22 protein-coding genes and 1 pseudogene are annotated in these 24,361 nt (G+C 42.7%); 12 read left to right on the top strand and 11 right to left on the bottom strand.

Annotated features, from left to right (window positions below):
• Window positions 1–232: 232 nt before the first annotated feature.
• From lpdA to EAE93_RS05015, 8 genes are all read right to left on the bottom strand, one after another.
• The gene (lpdA, locus tag EAE93_RS05050; protein ID WP_088776099.1) at window positions 233–1,660 is read right to left on the bottom strand and encodes a dihydrolipoyl dehydrogenase; all 1,428 of its coding nucleotides are present in this window, start codon (window positions 1,658–1,660) and stop codon (window positions 233–235) included.
• Between the two features lie 206 nt (window positions 1,661–1,866).
• A complete protein-coding gene (gene aceF / locus EAE93_RS05045) occupies window positions 1,867–3,450 on the bottom strand; it encodes a dihydrolipoyllysine-residue acetyltransferase (protein ID WP_040153549.1) in 1,584 nt (527 codons plus the stop codon).
• 14 nt (window positions 3,451–3,464) lie between these two features.
• Window positions 3,465–6,128, bottom strand: a complete 2,664-nt coding sequence (gene aceE / locus EAE93_RS05040; protein WP_036810783.1) for a pyruvate dehydrogenase (acetyl-transferring), homodimeric type — start codon at window positions 6,126–6,128, stop codon at window positions 3,465–3,467.
• 189 nt (window positions 6,129–6,317) lie between these two features.
• Window positions 6,318–7,082: a pyruvate dehydrogenase complex transcriptional repressor PdhR gene (pdhR, locus tag EAE93_RS05035; RefSeq protein WP_036777528.1), complete on the bottom strand. Its 765-nt coding sequence runs from the start codon at window positions 7,080–7,082 to the stop codon at window positions 6,318–6,320.
• Window positions 7,083–7,678: 596 nt separating this feature from the next.
• Complete coding sequence (locus EAE93_RS05030) at window positions 7,679–8,047, bottom strand: hypothetical protein (protein ID WP_082302518.1); 369 nt, start codon at window positions 8,045–8,047, stop codon at window positions 7,679–7,681.
• A 47-nt stretch (window positions 8,048–8,094) separates the two neighbouring features.
• Window positions 8,095–8,370 carry a hypothetical protein gene (locus EAE93_RS05025; RefSeq protein ID WP_036810789.1) on the bottom strand — a complete coding sequence of 92 codons (276 nt, stop codon included), beginning with the start codon at window positions 8,368–8,370 and terminating at the stop codon, window positions 8,095–8,097.
• Between the two features lie 344 nt (window positions 8,371–8,714).
• Window positions 8,715–8,936: a helix-turn-helix domain-containing protein gene (locus EAE93_RS05020; RefSeq protein WP_036777523.1), complete on the bottom strand. Its 222-nt coding sequence runs from the start codon at window positions 8,934–8,936 to the stop codon at window positions 8,715–8,717.
• Window positions 8,937–8,944: 8 nt separating this feature from the next.
• Window positions 8,945–9,523, bottom strand: coding sequence for a hypothetical protein (locus EAE93_RS05015; RefSeq protein WP_040153552.1), 579 nt, complete (start codon window positions 9,521–9,523; stop codon window positions 8,945–8,947).
• 983 nt (window positions 9,524–10,506) lie between these two features.
• On the opposite strand from EAE93_RS05015, the gene EAE93_RS05010 reads away from it, so the two are divergent.
• The 5 genes and pseudogenes from EAE93_RS05010 to EAE93_RS04990 all read left to right on the top strand — a co-directional run bounded on the left by EAE93_RS05010 (window position 10,507) and on the right by EAE93_RS04990 (window position 13,479).
• A complete protein-coding gene (locus EAE93_RS05010; protein ID WP_214039217.1) occupies window positions 10,507–10,884 on the top strand; it encodes a hypothetical protein in 378 nt (125 codons plus the stop codon).
• The gene (locus tag EAE93_RS05005) at window positions 10,848–11,216 is read left to right on the top strand and encodes a hypothetical protein (RefSeq protein WP_214039216.1); all 369 of its coding nucleotides are present in this window, start codon (window positions 10,848–10,850) and stop codon (window positions 11,214–11,216) included. Before EAE93_RS05010 ends, EAE93_RS05005 begins: the two co-directional genes overlap by 37 nt.
• Complete coding sequence (locus EAE93_RS05000; protein ID WP_214039215.1) at window positions 11,213–11,929, top strand: fimbrial biogenesis chaperone; 717 nt, start codon at window positions 11,213–11,215, stop codon at window positions 11,927–11,929. The genes EAE93_RS05005 and EAE93_RS05000 overlap by 4 nt, the downstream gene beginning before the upstream one ends.
• Window positions 11,930–11,954: 25 nt before the next feature.
• On the top strand, window positions 11,955–12,269 hold the full coding sequence (locus tag EAE93_RS04995) for a hypothetical protein (protein ID WP_250150883.1): 315 nt from the start codon (window positions 11,955–11,957) through the stop codon (window positions 12,267–12,269).
• Window positions 12,270–12,351: 82 nt separating this feature from the next.
• Window positions 12,352–13,479 (top strand): annotated as a pseudogene (locus EAE93_RS04990) (fimbria/pilus outer membrane usher protein).
• Between the two features lie 427 nt (window positions 13,480–13,906).
• Here EAE93_RS04990 and ampE read toward each other — a convergent pair.
• Window positions 13,907–14,761 carry a beta-lactamase regulator AmpE gene (gene ampE / locus EAE93_RS04985; RefSeq protein ID WP_214039214.1) on the bottom strand — a complete coding sequence of 285 codons (855 nt, stop codon included), beginning with the start codon at window positions 14,759–14,761 and terminating at the stop codon, window positions 13,907–13,909.
• A 400-nt stretch (window positions 14,762–15,161) separates the two neighbouring features.
• On the opposite strand from ampE, the gene nadC reads away from it, so the two are divergent.
• From nadC to yacG, 7 genes are all read left to right on the top strand, one after another.
• Complete coding sequence (gene nadC / locus EAE93_RS04980; RefSeq protein ID WP_214039213.1) at window positions 15,162–16,052, top strand: carboxylating nicotinate-nucleotide diphosphorylase; 891 nt, start codon at window positions 15,162–15,164, stop codon at window positions 16,050–16,052.
• Between the two features lie 201 nt (window positions 16,053–16,253).
• Window positions 16,254–16,679 (top strand): prepilin peptidase-dependent pilin, encoded by a 426-nt coding sequence (gene ppdD, locus EAE93_RS04975; protein WP_036810809.1) that lies wholly within the window; start codon window positions 16,254–16,256, stop codon window positions 16,677–16,679.
• A gap of 41 nt (window positions 16,680–16,720) precedes the next feature.
• Window positions 16,721–18,163, top strand: a complete 1,443-nt coding sequence (gene gspE / locus EAE93_RS04970) for a type II secretion system protein GspE (protein ID WP_214039212.1) — start codon at window positions 16,721–16,723, stop codon at window positions 18,161–18,163.
• A 2-nt stretch (window positions 18,164–18,165) separates the two neighbouring features.
• Window positions 18,166–19,365, top strand: a complete 1,200-nt coding sequence (hofC, locus tag EAE93_RS04965; RefSeq protein ID WP_214039211.1) for a protein transport protein HofC — start codon at window positions 18,166–18,168, stop codon at window positions 19,363–19,365.
• A 91-nt stretch (window positions 19,366–19,456) separates the two neighbouring features.
• Window positions 19,457–20,080 carry a dephospho-CoA kinase gene (coaE, locus tag EAE93_RS04960; RefSeq protein WP_214039210.1) on the top strand — a complete coding sequence of 208 codons (624 nt, stop codon included), beginning with the start codon at window positions 19,457–19,459 and terminating at the stop codon, window positions 20,078–20,080.
• Complete coding sequence (gene zapD / locus EAE93_RS04955; protein WP_036777506.1) at window positions 20,073–20,825, top strand: cell division protein ZapD; 753 nt, start codon at window positions 20,073–20,075, stop codon at window positions 20,823–20,825. The genes coaE and zapD overlap by 8 nt, the downstream gene beginning before the upstream one ends.
• 30 nt (window positions 20,826–20,855) lie before the next feature.
• A complete protein-coding gene (yacG, locus tag EAE93_RS04950) occupies window positions 20,856–21,053 on the top strand; it encodes a DNA gyrase inhibitor YacG (RefSeq protein ID WP_036777504.1) in 198 nt (65 codons plus the stop codon).
• A gap of 37 nt (window positions 21,054–21,090) precedes the next feature.
• Here yacG and mutT read toward each other — a convergent pair whose 3' ends face one another.
• A complete protein-coding gene (gene mutT / locus EAE93_RS04945; protein WP_036777502.1) occupies window positions 21,091–21,483 on the bottom strand; it encodes an 8-oxo-dGTP diphosphatase MutT in 393 nt (130 codons plus the stop codon).
• 123 nt (window positions 21,484–21,606) lie between these two features.
• A complete protein-coding gene (secA, locus tag EAE93_RS04940) occupies window positions 21,607–24,318 on the bottom strand; it encodes a preprotein translocase subunit SecA (protein WP_036810816.1) in 2,712 nt (903 codons plus the stop codon).
• Window positions 24,319–24,361 lie beyond the last annotated feature (43 nt).

Raw genomic sequence — 24,361 nt, 5'->3', positions numbered from 1 at the left:
TGAATGCGATGTTAATTCGTTCACATAAAAGTAACATTAACTGATAGTAATATTCTGAATTAACAGCAGACAAAGCTATTAAAACAGATTATTCCGCTGATTTTTGCCAGTAACACCCACAAAAGCCATACTTTTTATGCCGTGTTTTCTCAAACAGGTCATACCAGAATAAAAAACGGCCTCCATATAAATGAAAGCCGCTTCGGTAAATTAGATTAATCGATTTAAGAAATTATTTCTTTTTCTTCGCTTTCGCATTAGGCAAATCAGTAATGCTGCCTTCAAAGACTTCAGCGGCCAGACCTACCGATTCATGCAACGTTGGGTGAGCGTGGATGGTCAACGCGATATCTTCCGCATCACAACCCATTTCAATTGCCAGACCGATTTCACCCAGCAGTTCACCACCGTTAGTACCAACAATAGCCCCACCGATAATACGATTGCTTTCTTTATCGAAAATCAGTTTGGTCATACCGTCAGCACAATCAGAAGCAATTGCGCGGCCAGAAGCTGCCCACGGGAAAGTTGCCGTTTCATAGCTAATGCCTTTCTCTTTCGCTTCTTTTTCAGTCAAACCAACCCATGCAACTTCTGGTTCAGTGTAAGCAATGGATGGAATCACTTTTGGATCAAAGTAGTGTTTCTTACCGGAAATCACTTCCGCCGCAACGTGACCTTCGTGAACGCCTTTATGCGCCAGCATCGGCTGACCAACGATGTCGCCAATAGCAAAGATGTGCGGTACATTGGTACGCATTTGCTTATCAACATGGATAAAGCCACGGTCATCAACGTTAACGCCAGCTTTACCTGCATCCAGCATTTTACCGTTAGGTACACGACCAATGGCAACCAGAACCGCGTCATAACGCTGTGGTTCTGTCGGTGCGTTTTTGCCTTCCATCGTGACGTAGATACCATCTTCTTTGGCTTCTACTACGGTAACTTTGGTTTCCAGCATCAGATTAAATTGTTTGCTGATACGTTTGGTAAAGACTTTCACCACGTCTTTATCAGCCGCAGGAATCACCTGATCCAACATTTCAACAACATCAATCTGAGAACCCAGAGCGTGGTAAACGGTTCCCATTTCCAGACCGATAATACCGCCGCCCATCACCAACAAGCGGCCAGGAACCGTTGTCAGCGCCAAAGCATCTGTAGAATCCCAAACACGCGGGTCATCATGAGGAATAAACGGCAATTGGATAGGACGAGAACCCGCGGCAATAATGGCGTTATCAAAATTAATCGTTGTTGCGCCACCTTCACCTTCAACAACCAGCGTGTTAGCCCCTGTAAATTTACCAAAACCATTAACCACTTTAACTTTACGGCCTTTAGCCATACCAGCCAAACCACCGGTTAGCTGATTAATAACTTTTTCTTTCCAAACACGGACTTTTTCGATGTCAGTTTTCGGTTCACCAAAAACGATGCCATGATCTGCCAGCGCTTTAGCTTCCTCAATCACTTTTGCTACATGCAACAATGCCTTAGAAGGGATACAACCAACGTTAAGACAAACACCACCTAAGGTAGAGTAACGTTCCACCAGGACGGTTTCCAAACCTAAATCCGCGCAACGAAAAGCAGCAGAATACCCTGCTGGACCTGCCCCAAGTACCACAACTTGGGCTTTAATTTCAGTACTCATCATGACCTCTTAATTGTTTGTCCGGCGGGTCAGGCGCCAAAAACGATATATTCCACCGGGACCTACACACCGCGAGCAGTTTACAGAATTGTTAATAACCTGAAAAGCGCGTTAACGTGACAGAACTCGCAACAAATTCACCAGATATAAGTAGTTTCTCTGTCACCGCAATAACAATCAGGCCGGCACATGGCCGGCCTTTGAGATTACATCACCAGACGGCGGATATCGCTCATCGCATGATTAATAAATGTGATGAAACGCGCACCATCAGCACCATCGATCACACGGTGATCGAAGGAGAGTGACAGAGGCAGCATCAGACGTGGTACAAACTCTTTACCATTCCATACCGGCTTCATTGATGAGCGGGATACGCCCAAGATAGCCACTTCTGGCGCATTAACGATTGGTGTAAATGCAGTGCCGCCGATACCGCCCAGGCTTGAAATAGTGAAGCATCCACCCTGCATATCAGATGCAGTCAGTTTGCCGGCACGAGCTTTCTTAGACATTTCAGTCAGCTCACGGGACAATTCGATAATACCTTTATTATTAACGTCACGGAACACTGGAACCACCAGACCATTAGGTGTATCAACCGCTACACCAATGTTGATGTATTTTTTCAGCGTCAGTTTCTGGCCATCTTCCGAGATAGAGCTGTTAAAGCGCGGCATCTCTTCCAGCGCTTTTGCTACCGCTTTCATGATGAATACCAGCGGAGTAATCTTCACGCCAAGCTGTTTCTTCTCCGCTTCCTGATTCTGCTGTTTGCGGAAGTTTTCAACTTCAGTGATATCCGTTTCGTCGAACTGAGTAACATGTGGGATCATCACCCAGTTACGGCTCAGGTTAGCACCAGAGATTTTCTGAATACGGCCCAGTTCAACTTCTTCAATTTCACCAAATTTGCTGAAATCAACTTTCGGCCAAGGCAACATACCCGGCAGACCGCCACCGGCGGATGCAGGAGCCGATTCAGCACGTTTAACCGCGTCTTTCACGTAAGCCTGAACGTCTTCACGCAGAACACGGCCTTTACGCCCTGTACCTTTCACTTTAGCCAGGTTAACGCCGAATTCACGCGCCAGACGACGGATCACCGGCGTTGCATGAACATAAGCGTTATTTTCAGCGAAATCATTTTTGTCTTCTTCCGCGAAGCTTCTGCTAGCAATAACCGGCGCTGCCGCTTTCTCTGGTTCAGCCGCTGGTGCTGGAGCAACAGGCGCCGCCCCCGCAACTTCAAATACCATAATCATAGAATCGGTTTTCACTTTATCACCGACCTTGATTTGAATTTCTTTAACGATACCTGCGAATGGCGCGGGTACTTCCATAGAGGCTTTATCGCCCTCTACGGTGATCAGCGATTGTTCAGCTTCCACTGCATCGCCAACTTTCACCATCACTTCGGTAACTTCGACTTCATCACCGCCGATATTCGGTACATGAACATTCATAGCCGCAGAAGCCACTGGTTCTGGCTCTGCCATACGCGAAGACAATGTTATCGCTGCTGGCTCTTCCGCTGGCGCAGCTTCTACAGCCCCGTCCGCGGAATCAAAAATCATAATCGGTTTGCCAGTTTCAACTTTATCGCCAACCGCAATGATGATCGCTTTAACAACACCCGCCTGAGGGGATGGAACTTCCATAGAAGCCTTATCACCTTCCACGGTAATCAGCGATTGGTCAACTTCCACTGTATCGCCAACTTTCACCATGATTTCGGTGACTTCAACTTCATCCGCACCGATATCCGGTACCTTAATTTCGATAGCCATTGATTCTTTACCTCTTATGCCAGACGCGGGTTAACTTTTTCTGGGTTAATGTTGTATTTCTTGATTGCTTCTTCCACAACACTCACGTCGATCTCGCCGCGCTTAGCCAGTTCACCCAAAGCAGCAACTACCACGTAAGAAGCATCAACTTCAAAATGATGACGCAGGTTTTCACGGCTATCGGAACGACCGAAACCGTCAGTACCCAATACGCGGAATTCGCTCGCAGGGATGAAGTTACGAATTTGTTCTGCGAACAGCTTCATGTAGTCAGTAGAAGCCACTGCCGGTGCTTCATTCATGATCTGAGCAACATAAGGTACGCGTGGCGTTTCTGTTGGGTGCAACATGTTCCAACGTTCACAATCCTGACCATCACGAGCCAGTTCAGTGAATGAAGTCACGCTGTAAACATCAGAACCCACACCATAATCGTTAGCCAGAATCTGTGCCGCTTCACGAACATGACGCAGAATAGAACCAGAACCTAATAGCTGAACTTTACCTTTGCTGCCTTCCAAGCTTTCCAGCTTGTAGATACCTTTACGGATACCTTCTTCTGCGCCTTGTGGCATTGCCGGCATGTGGTAATTTTCGTTCAGCGTGGTGATGTAGTAGTAAATGTTCTCTTGTTTCTCACCATACATACGTTCCAAACCATCATGCATAATCACAGCAACTTCATAAGCAAATGCCGGATCGTAAGAGATGCAGTTAGGGATAGTCAGAGACTGAATGTGACTATGGCCATCTTCGTGTTGCAGACCTTCGCCATTCAAGGTTGTACGACCGGAAGTACCACCAATCAGGAAGCCGCGAGCCTGTTGGTCACCTGCTGCCCAGCACATGTCGCCAATACGTTGGAACCCGAACATAGAGTAGTAAATGTAGAACGGAATCATTGGCAGGTTATTAGTGCTGTAAGAGGTTGCCGCCGCCAGCCACGATGAAGCAGCACCCAGTTCATTGATGCCTTCTTGCAGAATCTGACCTTTAGCGTCTTCTTTATAGTAAGCAACCTGTTCACGGTCCTGCGGAGTATACTGCTGGCCGTTAGGACTGTAGATGCCGATCTGACGGAACAGACCTTCCATACCAAAAGTACGCGCTTCATCGGCAATGATTGGAACCAGACGATCTTTGATTGACTTGTTCTTCAACATTACGTTCAAAGCACGAACGAAAGCGATAGTGGTAGAAATTTCTTTGTTTTGTTCTTCCAGCAACGCACCAAAATCTTCCAGCGTTGGCAATTCCAGCTTCTCTTCAAAATGAGTACGACGGCTTGGCAAATAACCACCCAACGCTGCACGACGCTCATGCAAATATTTATACTCTTCTGAGTCTTTATCAAAAGTCACATACGGCAGATTTTCGAGTTGCTCATCAGCCACAGGCACATTGAAACGATCACGGAAATGGCGAACGCCTTCCATATTCATCTTCTTAACCTGATGAGCGATGTTTTTACCTTCCGCCGTATCACCCATACCGTAACCTTTGATAGTTTGGGCTAGGATAACCGTTGGTTTGCCGGTAGTTTCCTGCGCTTTTTTCAAAGCGGCGAAGACTTTCTTAGGATCGTGACCACCACGGTTCAACGCCCAAATCTGGTCATCAGTCATATCTTTGACTAATTCAGCAGTCTCTGGGTAACGGCCAAAGAAATGCTGACGTACATAAGCGCCATCTTTGGATTTGAACGTCTGGTAATCACCATCCAGAGTTTCGTTCATCACTTGAATCAATTTACCGCTGGTATCTTTACGCAGCAGTTCATCCCAACGCTCGCCCCAAAGCACTTTAATCACTTGCCAGCCAGCACCATCAAAAATGCCTTCCAGCTCGTTAACGATTTTGCCATTGCCTGTAACCGGGCCATCCAGACGTTGCAGGTTACAGTTGATAACAAACACCAAGTTATCCAGTTTTTCACGGGTTGCGATAGTGATCGCCCCTTTGGATTCTGGCTCATCCATTTCACCGTCGCCCAGGAAAGCATAAACGGTCTGCTTGGAGGTATCTTTCAGACCACGATGTTCCAGGTATTTTAGGAATTTAGCCTGATAAATCGCACCGATTGGCCCCAATCCCATTGAAACCGTTGGGAACTGCCAGAATTCAGGCATCAATTTCGGATGCGGATAAGAAGAGAGACCATTGCCATGAATTTCCTGACGGAAATTATTCATCTGCTCTTCAGTTAAACGGCCTTCAAGGAAAGCGCGAGCGTAGACGCCTGGAGAGATGTGACCTTGGAAATAAACCAAGTCGCCGCCGTCATTTTCATTACGGGCACGGAAGAAATGGTTGAAACAAACTTCATACATGGTTGCCGAAGACTGGAATGAAGCCATGTGACCACCCAATTCCAGATCTTTTTTGGATGCCCGCAACACGGTCATCACAGCATTCCAACGAATAGCAGAGCGAATACGGCGCTCCAAATCCAGATTGCCAGGGTAAGCAGGCTCATCCTCAACAGCAATGGTATTGATATAATCGCGGTTAGCAGCACCGGCCGCAACATTCACGCCACCTTTACGTGCTTCGTTCAGTACCTGATCAATCAAGAACTGGGCACGATCAACACCCTCTTCACGGATGACCGATTCGATCGCCTGTAACCAGTCGCGAGTTTCGATCGGGTCCACGTCATTTTTCAAAATGTCTGACATGGTGTATTCCTTATCTGTTATCTGTTTCTAATGATTGTTTTGGAGCCTATCTTCCCGTCATACCCTTTGACGTTCAGCCGGTCATGACTGGAAGATAGGCCCTCACTGTTGTTGCCGCTAGCGCCCTCAGTAAAGGGACTCAACTTAGCTATGCAGACGCAGCAAATTTCAAGATCTACACAGCTAATTTTATTCCTGATGCTGTTGAAGACGTCGTAATGATCGCTCGCGGCGAGTATGCTCGCGGCTGAGATCCAATAAGACATCTTCAATAAAAGCTAAATGGCGATGGGATGCCTCACGGGCTTTCTCTGGTTGCCTCGCCATTATCGCTTCAAAAATCTTCGCCCGATGATCGCTGACAGCCGTCAGCATTTCCCGGCGGGTATACAAAAACTCAAAATTCTGCCGGATATTTTGTTCCAGCATAGGTGCCATACAGCGTAATAAATGAAGGAGAACCACATTATGCGCAGCTTCGGCAACGACGAGCTGATATTGCAAAACAGCCTCAGATTCAGCATTGACATCACCACTTTCCTGAGCTTGTTGAATAACGAGATGATATTGCCGAATGCGTTCAAAATCTTCGTCGGTTCCACGCAGTGCCGCGTAATAGGCAGCAACACCTTCCAAAGCATGGCGGGTTTCAAGGAGGTCAAATTGAGATTCTGGGTGACCAGCCAGTAGTTGTGCCAGTGGATCACTAAAACTTTGCCAGAGGTTACTCTGAACAAACGTCCCCCCACCCTGACGGCGAAAAAGGAAACCTTTAGCTTCTAACCGCTGAATGGCTTCGCGCAGTGAAGGGCGCGACACATCAAACTGTTTCGCCAACTCACGTTCAGGCGGCAACTTCTCCCCTGGACGCACAGATCCTTCAAGGATGAGATGCTCAAGACGCTGCTCAATAACATCTGATAATTTTGGTTGGCGGATTTTGCTATAAGCCATATTTACTATAAGTCAGTTAGAACCAAGCCAGTTAGAACCTATCTCATTAGGCTATTTTGTTTGTCGTTTCGAACCTAGGCAGTGTTCAAACAGCCTGTATCAGTAACGCCTACTTAAGGCAGGTACTTACTATGGATAAACATTATTTCGGTCTTTGCCGAAGTCAATTGGTAATACCAATTTAAACTACTGGGCCATAAAAGTAACAAAGTATTCACCAACTGTCCATAAAGACCTTGTGCCAAATCATAAAAACCTGCAAATTTTAACAATTTTTTTTAAAAATTAGCAAAAGTTGATAACCATCAGGTTAATAAACATCCTAAGATAATATTTTAACCAACCTTTTTAAACATATAAACGGGTATAGTGAATCGTTACAGCAATAAAATAGTTGAATCTTTATAAAAAATATAGCAACCAAATCATCACCCGTTGATTTTAAATACAATTGCATACCATCAGGTTTAAATGTAGCTCAAATCAATAAAACCGAAGGGCGAAAATTAGCTATTAGCAAGGAATAATGGCAAATATGTGAGGAACCACCAGCAACAGCTCCACGTAACTCCTGCTGGCGGTAAAAATGGACTACATTAAAACCAATAGCGCGTCACTTCATTCCACCCTTTTTTATACATACAGGATGAAATTACCCAACGCCTTGACGATTCATTTTTATCCCAACGCTTAACTTCCGTTTTTGGCACAGTAACGTAATGATTACAGGATTTATCTTCTTTTTCGTCTTTATCTTTACAAGAAAAATGTTTTGTCTCGAAAGAATGAACGACTTCGCTGGTCCAGTCTGATGGTAATTGAGAATAACCCAATGCTTTACATTCAGCGTAATCCCTGTCTCTTTCATACTTAGTTGCGCCTGGTTTTTCCCACGATGTACAACCCGCCAATACAGTAAATAAGGTAAATAAAGGGAAAACAGCTATTTTTCTTATAAAATTCATATAAAAATACCTTAATTAAAAATAAAGAAATAACCAAAGAAATTAAATTAGAATTTAAAAGTCCCCCCGACACGGTAACTCTTATCTTCAAAAGGTGGTCTTCCACCAGACTGGATAATTTGTCTGTCTTGGCTTGAGATATCCCTGTAAATATCAGGAATAGAACGTATATTATCTATTTTAACTTCACTGCCTGAAACTATATCCGTAACATTACATTCAAAATAACCACAAGTTGAAATATAGCTATCAGTCAGCCGTGGCATAGAAGAACATCCTGTAATCACAAATATTGATAATAAAGCAATAAAAAATTTATTCATTGTTAACATCCCTGAATTGCTGTATATATTATAAAAATTTAACTTAAATTAAAACCATATAAAAAGAGAGATCATTTCTTATGATCGAGTAAGTAATATCTACATATGCATTTTATCTTTCTGGCATTCCAAGGAATATCAGAACAATATTCCCCCAAAGAAAAATATATATTCTTATCGCGAGGAAAAACCTGTTTTACTGGTGTTCCATTAACACCGAAGATTAACAGGCTAGATAAAAAACATGAAATAATTAATATTTTCATGCAATTAAAATTGGCTAATTAACATAAAGTTCCATCTTATAAGATACCAAAAGACACATAATGACTTTATTTATTGTATTAGCGGTTATCCTCTCCATCTTCCACATATTCCAATATATCTCCAGGCTGACACTGTAAATATTTACAAATTCTTTCCAGCGTCTCGATACGGATACCTTTTATTTTGCCATTTTTCAGCAATGATAAATTTTGCTCAGTAATACCAATAACAGCAGCCAACTCTTTAGACTTTACTTTCCTTTTCGCTAAGATCACATCCAATCTTATTATAATACTCATGATGGTTCTCAGATAAAATAACGCTGCTCATCACTTATTTTCTTAGATTCACGCATAATTAAACTAAATATCAGGAGGAATACACCAAACATAATAATAAACAGAGACTCTGAATTAATACCAAATGAGAAACTAAATACCCGTTGTCCTTTTACCAAATCCACCGATAACGCCATTCCTTGTAATGTATTAATCACCGGGTAAAGAAGTTGCTCTAGTATCATCAGGAAACCAATAATAAATGAAGCGGAAATATTACGGTTACTCCATATTTCACCTTTAGCAAACCGGAAAAATAAAATTCCGATTAATACATAAGAAGCGGTCGATATGATTCGAGGTATCGTATCCAGCGAGATATAAAGCACCTGACTTAATAAAGATTGCTTAAATCCTTTTGCAGTCAATGCAGGCATAAGATCGCTATACGCCTGAAGAACAGCCTGACGAGTGGTATCATGCCATAATGACCAAGACGCAATATGGAACCCGATATCACCAATTGTCATAACGGAAGCAATAATAATAGCCAGAAAGCTGAGTAGCTTGATTCTAGGATTAGTTACAAACTCCTGTTCACCACACATTTTGTATCATTCCATATACATGTTTAACTAAACTTTCGTTAAAGTACTTCAAAAGTTATCGTATTACAATAATTTTTTATCACTAAATAGACAGAATACAATTCAAAGTAATAGATAAACCAGAGCAATAGTCATTGAAAACCATCATTAATTTATTGATAGAAAAAGAAAAAAGTCATCATTTACCTGAAACAGCAAACAGTACATGTTACTTGGTCACTGTTCTATCATCCCGCCATTACATGGTTTACAGCGATACTTTGTTGTGAAGATTGTATGACAAACACAGAACAGCTTACTCAGGGCACCTTTCAAAACCAGCACCATGCCGATCAATTTCAATACAGAGTGAATCGAAGATGATGGTTCAAAACAAACCTGATATCAGGTCTTAACCAATCCCCTCAACACCGAAATTAATAAAAATAATTAATATAATGCTTTTGCAATGCTGGAGATTCGTGTTTCTGCGCAAGGGTAAGAAGGTGTAAGAACGAGGAAAAACCTTACTCAAAGTAGTGGTGTGGCTTTCAATGACATCAGTTTCTGATATGGGACAAAAAACCGAACATTTAGAGTTATTTTGTTCGGTTTTCTTCAACCGCCGGGGAGTATACGGAAAATTTCATCACTTAAAAGAGATTTTTTGTATTTTTTTGTAAAAAATTACCTAGTTTTTTGATTTCAAATTGAAATTATTTCTTGCATTACGGATATTGCGACCTGTTGCAAGATCGTTTTTTGATCGATTTTATATTCGATTTCTTATGACAAAGGCAGAAATTCTGAAACTAAATGGTATAAGTCAGAAGTAATTTCATTAATTTAATATTTATATTCATATATTTCATCAAGTTAATAACTGAACAAAATAACTCTAAATGACCAGTAAACGCACCGCCTTGGCGGTCCGATTGTTTAACCTGTCATGGTGTTGTTTTGGGCAAAATGTATTCAGTAGATGTAGATAAGGAATGTATGAAATGAAAAAGCAAATGATGAAGACCGGCATATTAGCCGCAGTACTCCTAAGCATGGGGATAGGTATGGCACACTCTTCAGATGGCGCTACGGTAAACGTGATGGCCTCCATAGGCGCCTCGACCCCTGATCTCAACGTCGAAGGTACGAGCATTGTTGGTAGTAAAGGTGCTTACACTTTAGATATGGGAACAGTTAGAACGTCAGACATTAGTGCTGACATCAATAGCGCTCATTCATCAGGAAAAGAGTTAGAGGTTAAACTAGCTAACTGTAGTTCCAAAATGGGAAAAACCATAAGCAATGCTAAATCACTCCTTCACAAGATATTCAAATACAGGTTTTGGAACAGACTCTTACTAACAGCAACCAGATCTTAAACGCCAATGCTAATGCTGACGTAGAGGTGGCCGTGTATGACGGGAATACCGCTGTTACTAAGGCAGCTCCTATTGTTATCGCTGATACCACAGAATTCGAGCCAACCAGTCCAAAAGATGGAAAAGGCATGAAAAAATGCAAAATGGCGCTGGTTTCCAAGTCCAGCGCCGTACCAGCAGCCCAAGAAGTAATAGCACCAGTAACATTCCAAGTGGTTTATAAATATCACACGCCATCAAGTGCTAAGGGCATCATAGCAGCGGAATTAGACAGAGAAGTCCAACTCTTGCTGATGCAACACCAAACCAGACACATTCAGGTGACTCAGTGAAAAGATTGATGACAGCGATGATGATGGCCGGTCTGTTAGGCTGCCCGATCACTTCCACACAGGCGGAGAGGGTGGGGATTGATGCCACCCGCATTATCTACCGAGCGGATAGCTACGCTGCAACCGCTTTGCTACGTAATAGCAGTAAAGAGGCCATCTATCTGATGCAGGTGACGGTCAGTTCTATCCCTGATGGGAGCAAGACTGCGCCATTTTTAGTGACTCCCCCCCTGTTTCGTATGGAACCCGGCAGCCAGAATCAGGTGCGTATCATCAAAACCGGCCAGGCGCTGCCTGCTGACCGGGAATCCCTGTTCTGGTTTACCACGCAAGCTATCCCGTTAAGCACCAAATCCAATAATCTCTCTAGTAAGCAGATCTCCGGGGGCGTACAAGTTCTGGCTAACACAATTAAATTGATGTATCGCCCGTCAGGGCTGCCGGTTGCACCGGAAAAGGGCCTCGGCGCTTTGCGCTTCAAAACGACAGCCGAGGGAATAACGATCACGAATCCATCACCCTATTACATCACCTTCACCTCCCTGAAAGTAGGCGGACAAGAGCTGATGACAAAGCAACAGAAAGAGAACATGGTCTCACCGTTCTCGACCCTTTTTTTACCCCTCAAAGGGGTGCATTACCCGGCTAAAGTGAGTTGGACGGTGATTAATGACCTTGGAGGAGGATCCACCTATCAGGGGGAGATACCGTAATGTTAAAACCGTGGACCTTTATCAGATGGACGACACTGGCTGGTCTGCTTTGTACCGCCCCCTGTCCGAGGAGGCAAATTCAAACACGGCAGAACTGACGCTGGCATTAACGCTGGAACAGCCAACCTGTGAACTCAACGTGCAGACATCCCATGTCGAGTCTTCACCCATACCGCTTAACGAAGTACAGAACATATCGAAGCAGCGGACAACAAGCCTATTACGCTGGCGTTGTCAGGTTGTGCGAGGTCAGCTAGGGAGCTATCTGAAAAATGGCGATTATGGCGAAAATCGCCCCGGCGTTTGTGGGGACAGTCAGGATCGCCACGTCCCGTTATAACCCCGCCGCATCGGCGGACGGTATTCAGGCAGAGTGACCTTAATATCAATAGCATAGGCTTAATTATAAGCAGAGATGAGCTATGGCAACAAAAACTTCATTTCCGCCTGCACTGCGGGAGGATAACCAACACGCGCCCGGTCAACCGGGCGGTTTCTGGCCCCGTCCGGTATACCTATGTCTGCTGTGTTCACTGACGGCAACGACCCTGCCCGCCTCGGCGCGGGAATACTTTAATCCCATGTTCCTAATGGGCGCTGATGGTGAACACAGTCATGTCGATCTCTTGGCGTATGAAAACGCGAGATATGTCGCACCCGGGCGCTATCTGGTGGATGTCTACATGAACCAGAATAAGGTGGACAGCTGCGAGATTGAATTCAGGCTGGTTAACGGCCATCTCCAGCCGGTATTCACCGTCGCACAACTGGAAAGGTATGGGGTCAATACTCGCGAGTTACCGGCTTTTCAGGGTAAAGCGGATGACAGCCCCATCACCGAGCTGACGAAACAGATCCCGCACGCCCGCGCGACATTGGATTTTGTCCGTTTACGTCTTGATCTCAGCGTCCCTCAGAGCGCCATGCAGCCCCGTTATTCTGGAACGGTTAACCCGTCACTGTGGGGTCCTGAGATCCCGGCTTTTTTGATGAACTACACCGTCAATGGCTCGGAAAGGCATTATGACAATCAGGGAAACTGGGAAGGATCACGTTCTCGTAATCTGTTTGCTTCTTTTCGTAATGGGCTGAATCTGGGACTGTGGCGTCTGCGCAGCCCGCAAACCTACAGTTACAATCATCAGCGCCACGAGGACGCCTCCTGTTTTTCCACGCCGACACAGACCCAATGGCAGGTAAACAATACCTACCTGCAACGTGACATCCCAGCACTGCGCAGTGAGTTCACGGCGGGTGAAACCTATACCGGTGGCGATATTTTTTACAGTATCCCATTTCGGGGCATGAAACTGGCTTCGGAGGAGGCGATGTTACCCGACAGTCAGCACGGTTCTGCCCCGGAGATAACCGGTGTGGCGAACTCCAATGCGCAGGTGACGGTATTCTAGAATGGCAATATCGTGTATCAAACCACCGTAGCACCGGGGCCGTTTCGGTTCACCGACCTCTATACCACCGAGAGTGCGGGCAACCTGACAGTGATAATCAAAGAGGCAAATAGGGATAAGCAGCATCTGCTCCGGCGATGATGATGTATTTCAAAATTCACGCTTACTCTACCGGATCGATGGGCCATTTGTTCCGGGGAAATAGAATGCCTTAGCCTCTTCAATAGAGGATGTCGCCTTCATGTTTACTGATACGGCCAACACCCCCTTATCACTCAAGAACGCAAGATACGTTAAACAAAGGAACGATAACTACACGGCATCGACACAAGTTTCTGTTGTACCAGTTCTGTTGAAAACTGACGGCGCCGGAGGGCTAGCTCGAGCTGTTGCGGTTATTTCAGTATGGTCGGATATTGACTTCATCGAACCCTCTTCTTAGTTGTTGCAATTGTTGCAGCGCCAGTCGGCGCTGCATAAATCGGCTCTAATAGCTAAAGGTAAGCCAAACAACTCCATACACGGGATGAATAAAACCCGAACCAATCAGAGTCATTAAGCCAACGCATCAAACCAATGCCCCATAAATTGTCAGTAAGGCAACGACAACGATGACAGAGAAAGTCACTTTTTTCGCCAGTATCACCGCAGCAATAGGCGTTTGAATTGAATCAAGATGGGGTTCGCGACTTAATGAAAATTGAGCAAGCTGACAAAGCACCTTATATTGTGAAGTTCTTAAATCACTAAGAGAAGCAAACCACGCAGGTAAAGCCCGCTCGCCATGCCCTAATAAAGCATAAGCAATGCCAGCCAGACGAACAGGGATCCAATCCAACCAATGCAACAAACCATCAACGCCAGATTGCGCTCTCTGAACCGGTGTACCATATTGTGCCAACCATCCCTGATAAGCCCTTAAGAAGCAATATCCCATTAAAGCAACTGGCCCTAATTCACCCGCCACAATCAGCCAAAAAATCGGCGCCAGATAATAGCGAAAATTTATCCACAGCAACGCATTTTGTATCTCTCGCAACATATTCTCTTTGCTGGCATCAGAAGGTAAACCATGAATAATTGCGAAATGCGTAAGATATTCTCTTTGTTGTTCCCTGTTATCCTGATGAACAGTACGAAAATATTCACGATAATCATGCCGTAAGCGCCCCGCTCCGATGCACAGCAAACAAATAAACACCCATAAAACCAGTTCAAAAAGGCCGAACATAAAATCATTTAATATTTCAATCAATACCCATGTAATTATCATGACTACTAACGTCATTAAAAGGCTTTTCCATAACGAAAAAGACTTCAAATCGGTAAACAATGGCTCAAGACGGTGCTCCAATTGCCAATGGTCACCCATTTTAAAAACCCGTTCCCACGCCAACACTAACAACAGTATAAAGAGAGTCATTCTTTCCGCTCCTGTAACAATTGCTGGTAATGTGTCCAATCGAAATAAAGTCCCAGATCAATTTTTCTTCCCAGAACAACATCATTATAGCCAGTGATATGTTCTTTTATATATCCGGATCTACCTATAAGTCATTGTGTCAGTACAAACAAAGCTTTCCTGGAGACAAACTAATACGATGAATATACCCGTCATCTTTCAAGTTGCCTCTTTGTTGGTTGCAGTTGCTCACCCTGTGGGCACGAATCGTGTGAAAGAATTTTTCTAACTCAATTCATCATGCAACCACATTTTTTTCCTTCTTAAATCCAGATGATAAAACCAAGATAGTAGTTGTTCACTACACAACAGGGTAGCATGTTAAGACCATTAATATTGTTATCACCTCTGGAGCTTTTTAATGACAAAACAAAATTGCAATACAGATCAGCGCCGTGCTGTTCTTATGGAACATTTGCGGAACGACATTCCCGCCAGTGTAACCCTCGCACTAAAAGAAGATCTGGGCGGAAATACAAATTTCACCTCTGATATTACCGGCCAATTAATTCCCGAAGATAAACAAGCCACCGCAGTCATTATCACTCGGGAAGATGGTATTTTCTGTGGACAACAATGGCTGAATGAAGTTTTTACTCAATTAGGCGACCAAATCTCCATTGAATGGTTAGTCAAAGATAGTGATACAATTACAGCCAACCAAAAACTTTGCATATTACGAGGCCCAGCACAGATATTACTGACCGGTGAACGCACCGCTCTTAACTTTATTCAGACTCTCTCTGGCGTTGCAACGGAAACCAGTCATTATGTTCATCGTCTTGCCGGTTTAAAAACCCAATTACTTGATACGCGCAAAACACTACCGGGATTACGCACAGCCCTAAAATATGCCGTATTTTGCGGAGGTGGTAATAATCACCGCCTTGGATTATTCGACGCTTTCCTTATCAAAGAAAACCATATTATTGCCAATGGATCTATTAAACAGGCAGTAGATAAAGCTCGTTATTCTCATCCTGATGTCCCTGTTGAAGTCGAAGTAGAAACGCTAGATGAACTCATTCTGGCACTAAAAGCTAATGTTGATATTATTATGCTAGATAATTTTACCATTCCAATGATGAAAGAAGCCGTCGCAATCACATCAGGTAAAGTCGCTTTAGAAGTATCCGGCAATATCACCCTGGATACTCTGCGCAGCTATGCTGAAACAGGCATTGATTTTATTTCTGTTGGAGCACTCACCAAACATATTAAAGCATTAGATCTCTCCATGCGCTTTCAGTAATTAGCAATAATAATATTGATGGTGGTGTAAATCGGCAATTGGTAGATCGAAAATTTGCGAACACCACCGTAAATATTTTTGCAAACCTTGCAATTCAGAAATTCTTTTTCGAGTCAATTCCATAACCTTCATCTATCCTATTTCATTTTTTTCTCTTTCCTTCATTCTCTATATCGCAATACCACAACACGGAGAAGAAATATGAAACAACAACAAGGATTTACTTTAATGGAGATTATGGTTGCTATTGCTATCATTTCCATCTTAAGTGCTATTGGTATTCCTAGTTATCAAGGATATATCCAGAAAGCCGCTTTAACAGATATACTACAAAATATTGTACCTTATAAATCAGGTATAGAACTTTGCGGTTTTGAAACTGAAGATTTCAATGGTTGCAATGCAGGAGCAATGTCAATTCCAAAAGAACATAACAGTAGATATATCGATAACATTTCAGTTAAAAATGGGGAAGTTACCATTAACGGTGAAAAGAGTCTTAAAAACCTCAGTATTATATTAAAACCGACAAAAAACACACAAACAGGTGCAATTAAATGGAGTATTAAATGTGAATCGACAAACAATTCATTAAAAAGTCGTTGTCAGGAAATATTTGAATTTTAATTTATTACTCTTATTAATACATATTTACACAGGAAACAACAATGAGCTCACTTTCAATGGCAGAAAATACATTGATGGAAAGAGAAATTCATGATATTTGCCAACGCCACCAATCTGTTGTAATAAAAAAAGATGATAATGCGATAACAATTGCCAGTAACGAATTACCTAATGATGATTTATTATCAGCATTACGCTTTATTTCAGGACGTATCGTTAATGTAGAAATTTGGCCACTGGCAAGGATAGAATCAATATTACATCAAAATATTTCACTAAGTCGTGTACCAGAGGAAGAATCCGCCTTATTACCACTTATAGCTGATACCAATACAGATGAAAATGATGCGCCCGTTATTCAACTTATTAATCAAACCTTATTAACTGCAATACAACGGCGTGCATCCGATATTCATTTTGAACCATTCCAACAAGGTTACCGTATTCGTATCCGGGTTGATGGCGCATTACACCTCTTGTCTTCGCCATCTCCTCAAATGAATGCAAGCATTGCCGCACGCCTTAAGATAATGGCTAAATTGAATATAGCTGAAAAACGGCTGCCTCAGGATGGACAATTTGATTGGTCTGATACCCGACACAACTATGCTATTCGTATGGCGACCTTGCCGACAATACACGGAGAAAAAGTTGTACTTAGGATATTAAATACAATGCGACAATTGTCATTAGATCAACTAGGTATTCCTGATCTATTGTTAAATCAGCTTCGACAAAAACTCGCGTTACCACAGGGGATGATTTTAGTCACTGGCCCGACAGGTAGCGGAAAAACCGTGACTTTATATAGCTGTTTACAATATCTGAATCAGAATAAAAAGAATATTTGCAGTGTAGAAGACCCAGTAGAGATCCCATTGAACGGTATTAACCAGACACAAACTAACAGCAAAATTGATCTCAATTTTGCCAAAGTATTACGGGCACTATTACGCCAAGATCCTGATGTCATTATGGTGGGAGAAATACGTGATAGCGAAACAGCCGAAATTTCAGTAAAAGCGGCACAAACAGGTCATTTGGTTCTTTCTACATTGCATACTAATTCAACCATAGATACATTATCCCGCCTACAAAATCTGGGTATTTCAGGCTATATGGCTGCTTCTTGTATCAAATTAATTATCGCCCAACGGCTTGTCAGAAAATTATGTCTTCATTGCCGCAAACAACAAACAGAAGAAACTATTATTAATACTGAAAATAATTCTCTCTTTATTAAGCAATGGCTGGCCGTTGGTTGTGAGCATTGTTTTTCCGGTTATTATGGCCGAACAGCTATTTATGAATTTTTAGAAATAACAGATGATATTCAACAAATACTATCAGAACATAACTCCCAAAATGTACAAAAAACCATTATAGCTCAAAGAAAAGATACTTTACTTTCATCAGGTATTTTATTAGTAGAACAAGGCATCACTACATTAGAAGAAATTTATCAAGTCACAGGTCAGAAATAATAATGAAAATTCATTATCTTTATAATTGGCAAGCAGTGAACAACAAAGGCGAAATATCAAAAGGAAAATCACTATGTGATAACCGAAAATCTTTATATCAGCAACTTATTCATTCTGGATTACAACCTTATAATATAAAATGTGAAAAATTGATATTTTATCATCAACAACAAGTTGCTTACCGTCTGAATTTTATTCGTCAATTGGCAACACTATTATCATCAGGAATGCCATTACTAAATTGCCTCAATATTCTTATTCGTGAATGCGATCATCCACTATGGCACTGTGTATTATTAGATATTAGCAAGAAAATTACCCGTGGAGAATCATTTTCCTCCTCATTAAAAGATTATCCATTTCTATTTCCTCCTTTATTTTGTCAACTTATTACCGTTGGCGAATTGACCGGGCAATTAGAAGTCTGCTGTCAATTATTAGTTAAACAACAGGAGCAACAAGATAGATTACAGAAGAAAATAGCAAAAGCATTGCGTTACCCTCTGATTATTATCATTGTTGCCAGCATCATTATTTTATTGATGCTTATCTTTGTTTTACCCGAATTTGAACATATTTACCATTCATTTGACGCACAACTTCCCCTGCTCACTCGTAGTTTATTAATAACTTCCAACTGGCTAATTCAATATGGTGGCTATGGTGTTATTGGACTAATTATACTGCTTCTATTTTACCTACAATTACGTCAACGTCATACAATATGGATCACTCGTGAAAAAAATCTGATGTTACGTTTACCCGTTATTGCAAAATTAATTAGTTGCCAGCAATTAGGGCAACTTTTCCATATCCTGTTTATGACACAAAAAGCGGGCCTGACACTCACCGCAGGGTTAGACAGTGCGATTGCATCGATAAATCATCCGGTATTTCTGCAAGCGACTAAATTCTTACGAGCTCAAATTAATCAAGGGATACCAATGAGCGAAACACTGAAACAGCAATCTTGTTTTCCTGCTCTGTGTCAACAGTTTGTCAGTGTTGGCGAAGAATCTGGCAATCTGGAACTGTTATTAGGAAATCTCGCTAACTGGTACCAACAACAAGCATTGGAAATTTCTGATAATATGACCCAGTTATTAGAACCAATACTTATAGTCATAATAGCAATTATTGTCGGTACACTATTGCTCGCAATGTATTTACCCATTTTTCAGCTAGGTACGATACTCACCTAAAGTAAAAACGATTCCATCGCTTTGTCTCTAGGTCATCTGCCTCCTTTCGGTTACAATCCCGAAATAGTATCAAGTAATATTAAGGGATAGGATGACTTATATTATTGCACTCACAGGTGGGATTGGCAGCGGTAAAACCACTATCGCCAATGCTTTTGCAGCTCTTGGCGTTCCTCTTGTTGATGCAGATATTATTGCCAGAGAAGTCGTTGCTCCTGGAACGCCTGCTCTACAAGCCATCACAGGACACTTTGGTCATGACATATTGATACCCGATGGCAGCCTTAACCGAGCACTGTTACGCCAAAGAATATTCACAAACAAACAAGAAAAACAGTGGGTTAATCAACTGCTTCACCCTCTAATCCATCAAGAAACCCAACGGCAATTGAAACAGATAACCACACCTTATGTTATTTGGGTTGTTCCATTATTAGTCGAAAATAATTTGGGGCATCTGGCAGATCGGATTCTAGTCGTTGACGTTTCACCTGAATTACAAATCAGCCGGGTAGCCACTCGTGATGGTATTAGCAACCAACAGGTTGAAAATATTTTAGCTGCCCAGGCATCCCGTAGCGAGAGGCTGGCTTATGCCGATGACATTATCTCAAATCATGATAACGTACAGGCAATTGCTCCTCGTGTTGCCGAACTACATCAACAATATTTAAGGTTAGCTGGATCAGCCAGGCAGGATAATCATGATGAGTGACACAACTTCTACAATCATTTTTGAACACCCACTGAATGAAAAAATGCGGGCATGGTTGAGAATTGAATCTTCTCTGCAACAACTCACCAGTCAACGCCATTTAGACTCACTAGCAAGCAGCCTCGCCTTCTTCCGCACAGTGACTGAGTTACTTGAAGTGCTAGAACGAGGGGAAGTACGTTCAGAGTTGCTAAAAGAACTAGAACGCCAACAGGCAAAGTTAAAGCAATGGGCTGAAATACCCGATGTTGATATTAATATCGTCAATAGTTTCAGATTGAAATTGAAAGAGCGAGCTATCGCATTAAGTAAAGCACCACGGCTGGGACAATCCCTGAAAGAAGATAAAATTATCAGTATGGTGCGCCAACGTCTCAGTATTCCAAGTGGTTGTTGTGGTTTTGATCTACCCACTCTGCATCTATGGCTTCATTTACCGCAATCAGAAAGGGATAAAATGGTCGCATTCTGGATTGATAGTTTGCTACCTCTCCAACAAGCACTAGAAAGTATTTTAGAACTCATCCGCCAATCCGCTATTTTTCGTTCAGAAATCAGTAAAAACGGTTTTCATCAGAATACGGCAGAAGGCGCAGATTTACTGAGGTTACGCTTGCCATTAAAACCTTTACTGTTTCCTCAAATTTCCGGTCATAAGACCCGGTTTGCTATCCGTTTTTTACCATTGGATAATGAAAAAGGCTTCGTGCCTGCCCATTTACCATTTGAATTAGCACGTTGCTAATATTACGAACCAATTATTAGGAAAGTTATTATGTCTGAGTTATTAACGATTGAATGTCCAACATGCGGTAAAACCGTGGTTTGGGGAGAAATAAGCCCATATCGTCCATTTTGCAGTAAGCGCTGTCAATTAATTGACTTAGGCGGGTGGGCAAATGAAGAGAAACGGATACCAAGCCAAAGTGAAAACTCCGATAGCGATGATTGGAGTGAACAACCTGAGCAATAACAAATAGCCGCGTTATTATAATGCGGCTATTAACAATTCAAGCGGTCAGTAATGCAACAATACTGCGATTAGCTGGCGGGAATTCATCAGCAATTAAATCTTTCTGTAATACCCACCGAGAAAGTTGGCCTTCTTTACCGAAAGGTTCATTTTCCCATCCATCCACCAAGAAGAAATACAGGGTAATCAACCTGTCAGGAAAATCATGTTCAACCGTTTTTACCAGCTCATAATGAGTAACAATAATACCAATTTCTTCCTGTAACTCACGTACTAAAGCCTGTTCAGGGGTTTCCTGTTTCTCAACTTTCCCGCCAGGGAATTCCCAGAAACCACCCATATGGGCATCAGCATGACGCTGAGTAATAAAAATTTCATGTTGCGTATTTCTAATGATCCCAGCGGCTATATGCAGGTGTTTCTTTTCCATATTACTCTTACTTCTTCATCTATATATTCGTTTTAATTGATCAACGACCAATAACCAAATGCTACATCCAACGTTATTCGCTTAAACCTAACAGCAAAAAGGCGGTTTCCCGCCTTTTCATCATTACTGCAAGCGCCCGTGGCAATGTTTATATTTTTTACCCGATCCACAAGGACAAGGATCATTACGGCCTACTTTACGAGCGCCGCTGGCAATCTGTGCTTCTGTTGTAGACATCAATGCGCCTTTTTCAACTTCATGGCTTAATTGCTGTTGCCTTGCCAAACGTTCAGCTTCTGCCCGGCGCTGTTGCTCCAATGCCTCTACTTCTTCCGGCAATCTCACTTGAACTTTGCTCAACGTACTAATCACTTCATATTTCAGCGATTCCAGCATGTTTGCAAACATAGCGAAAGATTCACGTTTATATTCCTGTTTTGGATCTTTCTGAGCATAACCACGTAAATGGATACCCTGACGTAGGTAATCCATTGCTGCCAGATGCTCTTTCCACAACATATCCAGAGTCTGCAACATGATACCTTTTTCGAAGTTACGCATCATTTCAATGCCAACAATCTCTTCTTTACGTTTATAGACTTCAACAGCCTGTTCAAGGATACGCTCACGCAACGTCTCTTCATGTAGTTCAGGCTCTTTATCCAACCACTCTTTGATCGGCAGCTCTAAATCGAAATCAGTCATTAAACGTTGCTGCAAACCTTCCACATCCCACATCTCTTCCAGAGATTGAGGGGGAATATAAGCATCAATGGTTGCTTTAAATACATCTTCACGAATGCTGCTAATGGTTTCACTAACATCACTCACATCCAGCAAATCGTTACGTTGAGCATAAATAGCACGACGCTGATCGTTAGCAACATCATCGTACTCTAACAATTGCTTACGTATATCGAAGTTACGGCTCTCCACTTTACGTTGAGCATTGGCAATGGCTTTGGTTACCCACGGATGTTCAATTGCCTCACCGGGTTTCATACCCAATTTACGCATCATGCCGGTGACACGATCAGAGGCGAAAATACGCATCAGTGAGTCTTCCATTGATAAATAGAAACGGGACGATCCCGCATCCCCTTGACGACCGGAACGCCCACGTAACTGATTATCAATACGACGAGATTCATGACGTTCCGTACCGATAATATGCAAACCGCCTGCGGCCAGAACCATATCATGGCGTTCCTGCCATGCAGCTTTAATCTCTTCAATCTGAGCTTCTGTTGGTTCTGTCAGTTTAGCAATTTCTGCCTGCCAACTACCGCCTAGCATAATATCTGTACCACGACCAGCCATGTTAGTCGCAATAGTTACCGCGCCCACTTGACCAGCCTGAGCAATAATATCCGCTTCCATTGCATGAAACTTGGCGTTAAGTACGTTGTGCTTGATACCCGCTTTAGTCAGTTCATGAGAAACCAGTTCAGACTTTTCAATAGAAATAGTCCCCACTAATACAGGCTGCCCTTTACCGGTACGTTCGCGGATATCTTCAATGATAGCTTCAATTTTTTCAGCTTCGGTCATATAAACCAGATCCGGCAAATCATCACGGATCATTGGGCGGTTTGTTGGCACCACAATGGTATCGAGCTTATAAATAGAGCTAAATTCAAATGCTTCTGTATCGGCTGTACCGGTCATACCCGCCAGTTTTTCATACAACCGGAAGTAGTTTTGGAAAGTGATAGAAGCCAGGGTTTGGTTCTCATTCTGAATTTCTACACCTTCTTTAGCTTCAACAGCCTGATGCAATCCATCAGACCAACGACGCCCCTGCATGGTACGGCCAGTATGTTCATCAACAATAATGACTTCACCCTCTTTCACGATATAGTCAACATCGCGGGTAAACAACGCATGGGCACGTAACGCAGCCGTAACATGGTGCATTAGCATAATATTGGTTGGTGAATATAGGGATTCACCTTCTTCCATCAATTTAGCTTCCGCCAATAATTGTTCAATCAAAACCAAACCGCGTTCCGTCAAGTTAACCTGACGGGACTTTTCGTCGACAGAAAAGTGACCTTCTCCCTGGAAAGTCTCTGAATCATCTTTTTCCTGACGAATCAATTTAGGGATCAACTTATTGACTTTGATATAAAGTTCAGAGCTATCTTCCGCGGGGCCAGAGATAATCAATGGCGTCCGCGCTTCGTCAATCAGAATGGAGTCAACTTCATCCACTAGCGCATAATGTAGTTTGCGCTGCACACGCTCTTCCGGACTAAACGCCATGTTGTCACGAAGATAATCAAAGCCATATTCGTTGTTAGTACCATAGGTAATATCCGCCGCATATGCCTGGCGTTTAACAGGTGCCGGCATACCTGGCAGGTTAATACCAACGCTCAATCCCAAAAATTCAAACAGTGGGCGGTTATTTTCAGCGTCGCGCTGTGCCAGATAATCATTCACTGTGACTACGTGAACACCACGCCCTGTTAATGCATTCAAATAAGCAGGCAAAGTCGCGGTCAGTGTTTTACCTTCACCAGTACGCATCTCAGCAATACAACGTTCATTCAGAACCATTCCCCCCAATAACTGAACGTCGAAATGACGCATGGCAAACACGCGCTTACTCGCTTCACGTACTGTTGCAAATGCTTCAGGCAACAAATTTTCCAGCGATTCCCCCTTTTCTAAACGGGTACGAAATTCGGCGGTTTTACCCTTCAATTCGTCATCAGACAACTTTTCAAACTCTGGCTCCATGCGGTTGATAACATCAACAACTTTACGCATACGACGCAGTGTACGGTCATTACGACTACCAAAAACCTTTGTTAATAATTTAATCAGCATAGTTAATTACATCTCAGATAAGGCCGTTATCTCGCAGCCAACA

The sequence above is a fragment of the Photorhabdus akhurstii genome (assembly GCF_018448925.1).
Lineage (GTDB): Bacteria > Pseudomonadota > Gammaproteobacteria > Enterobacterales > Enterobacteriaceae > Photorhabdus > Photorhabdus akhurstii.
The sequence above is the reverse complement of the archived record's forward strand: the minus strand, read 5'-3'. Positions and strand labels throughout refer to the sequence as shown.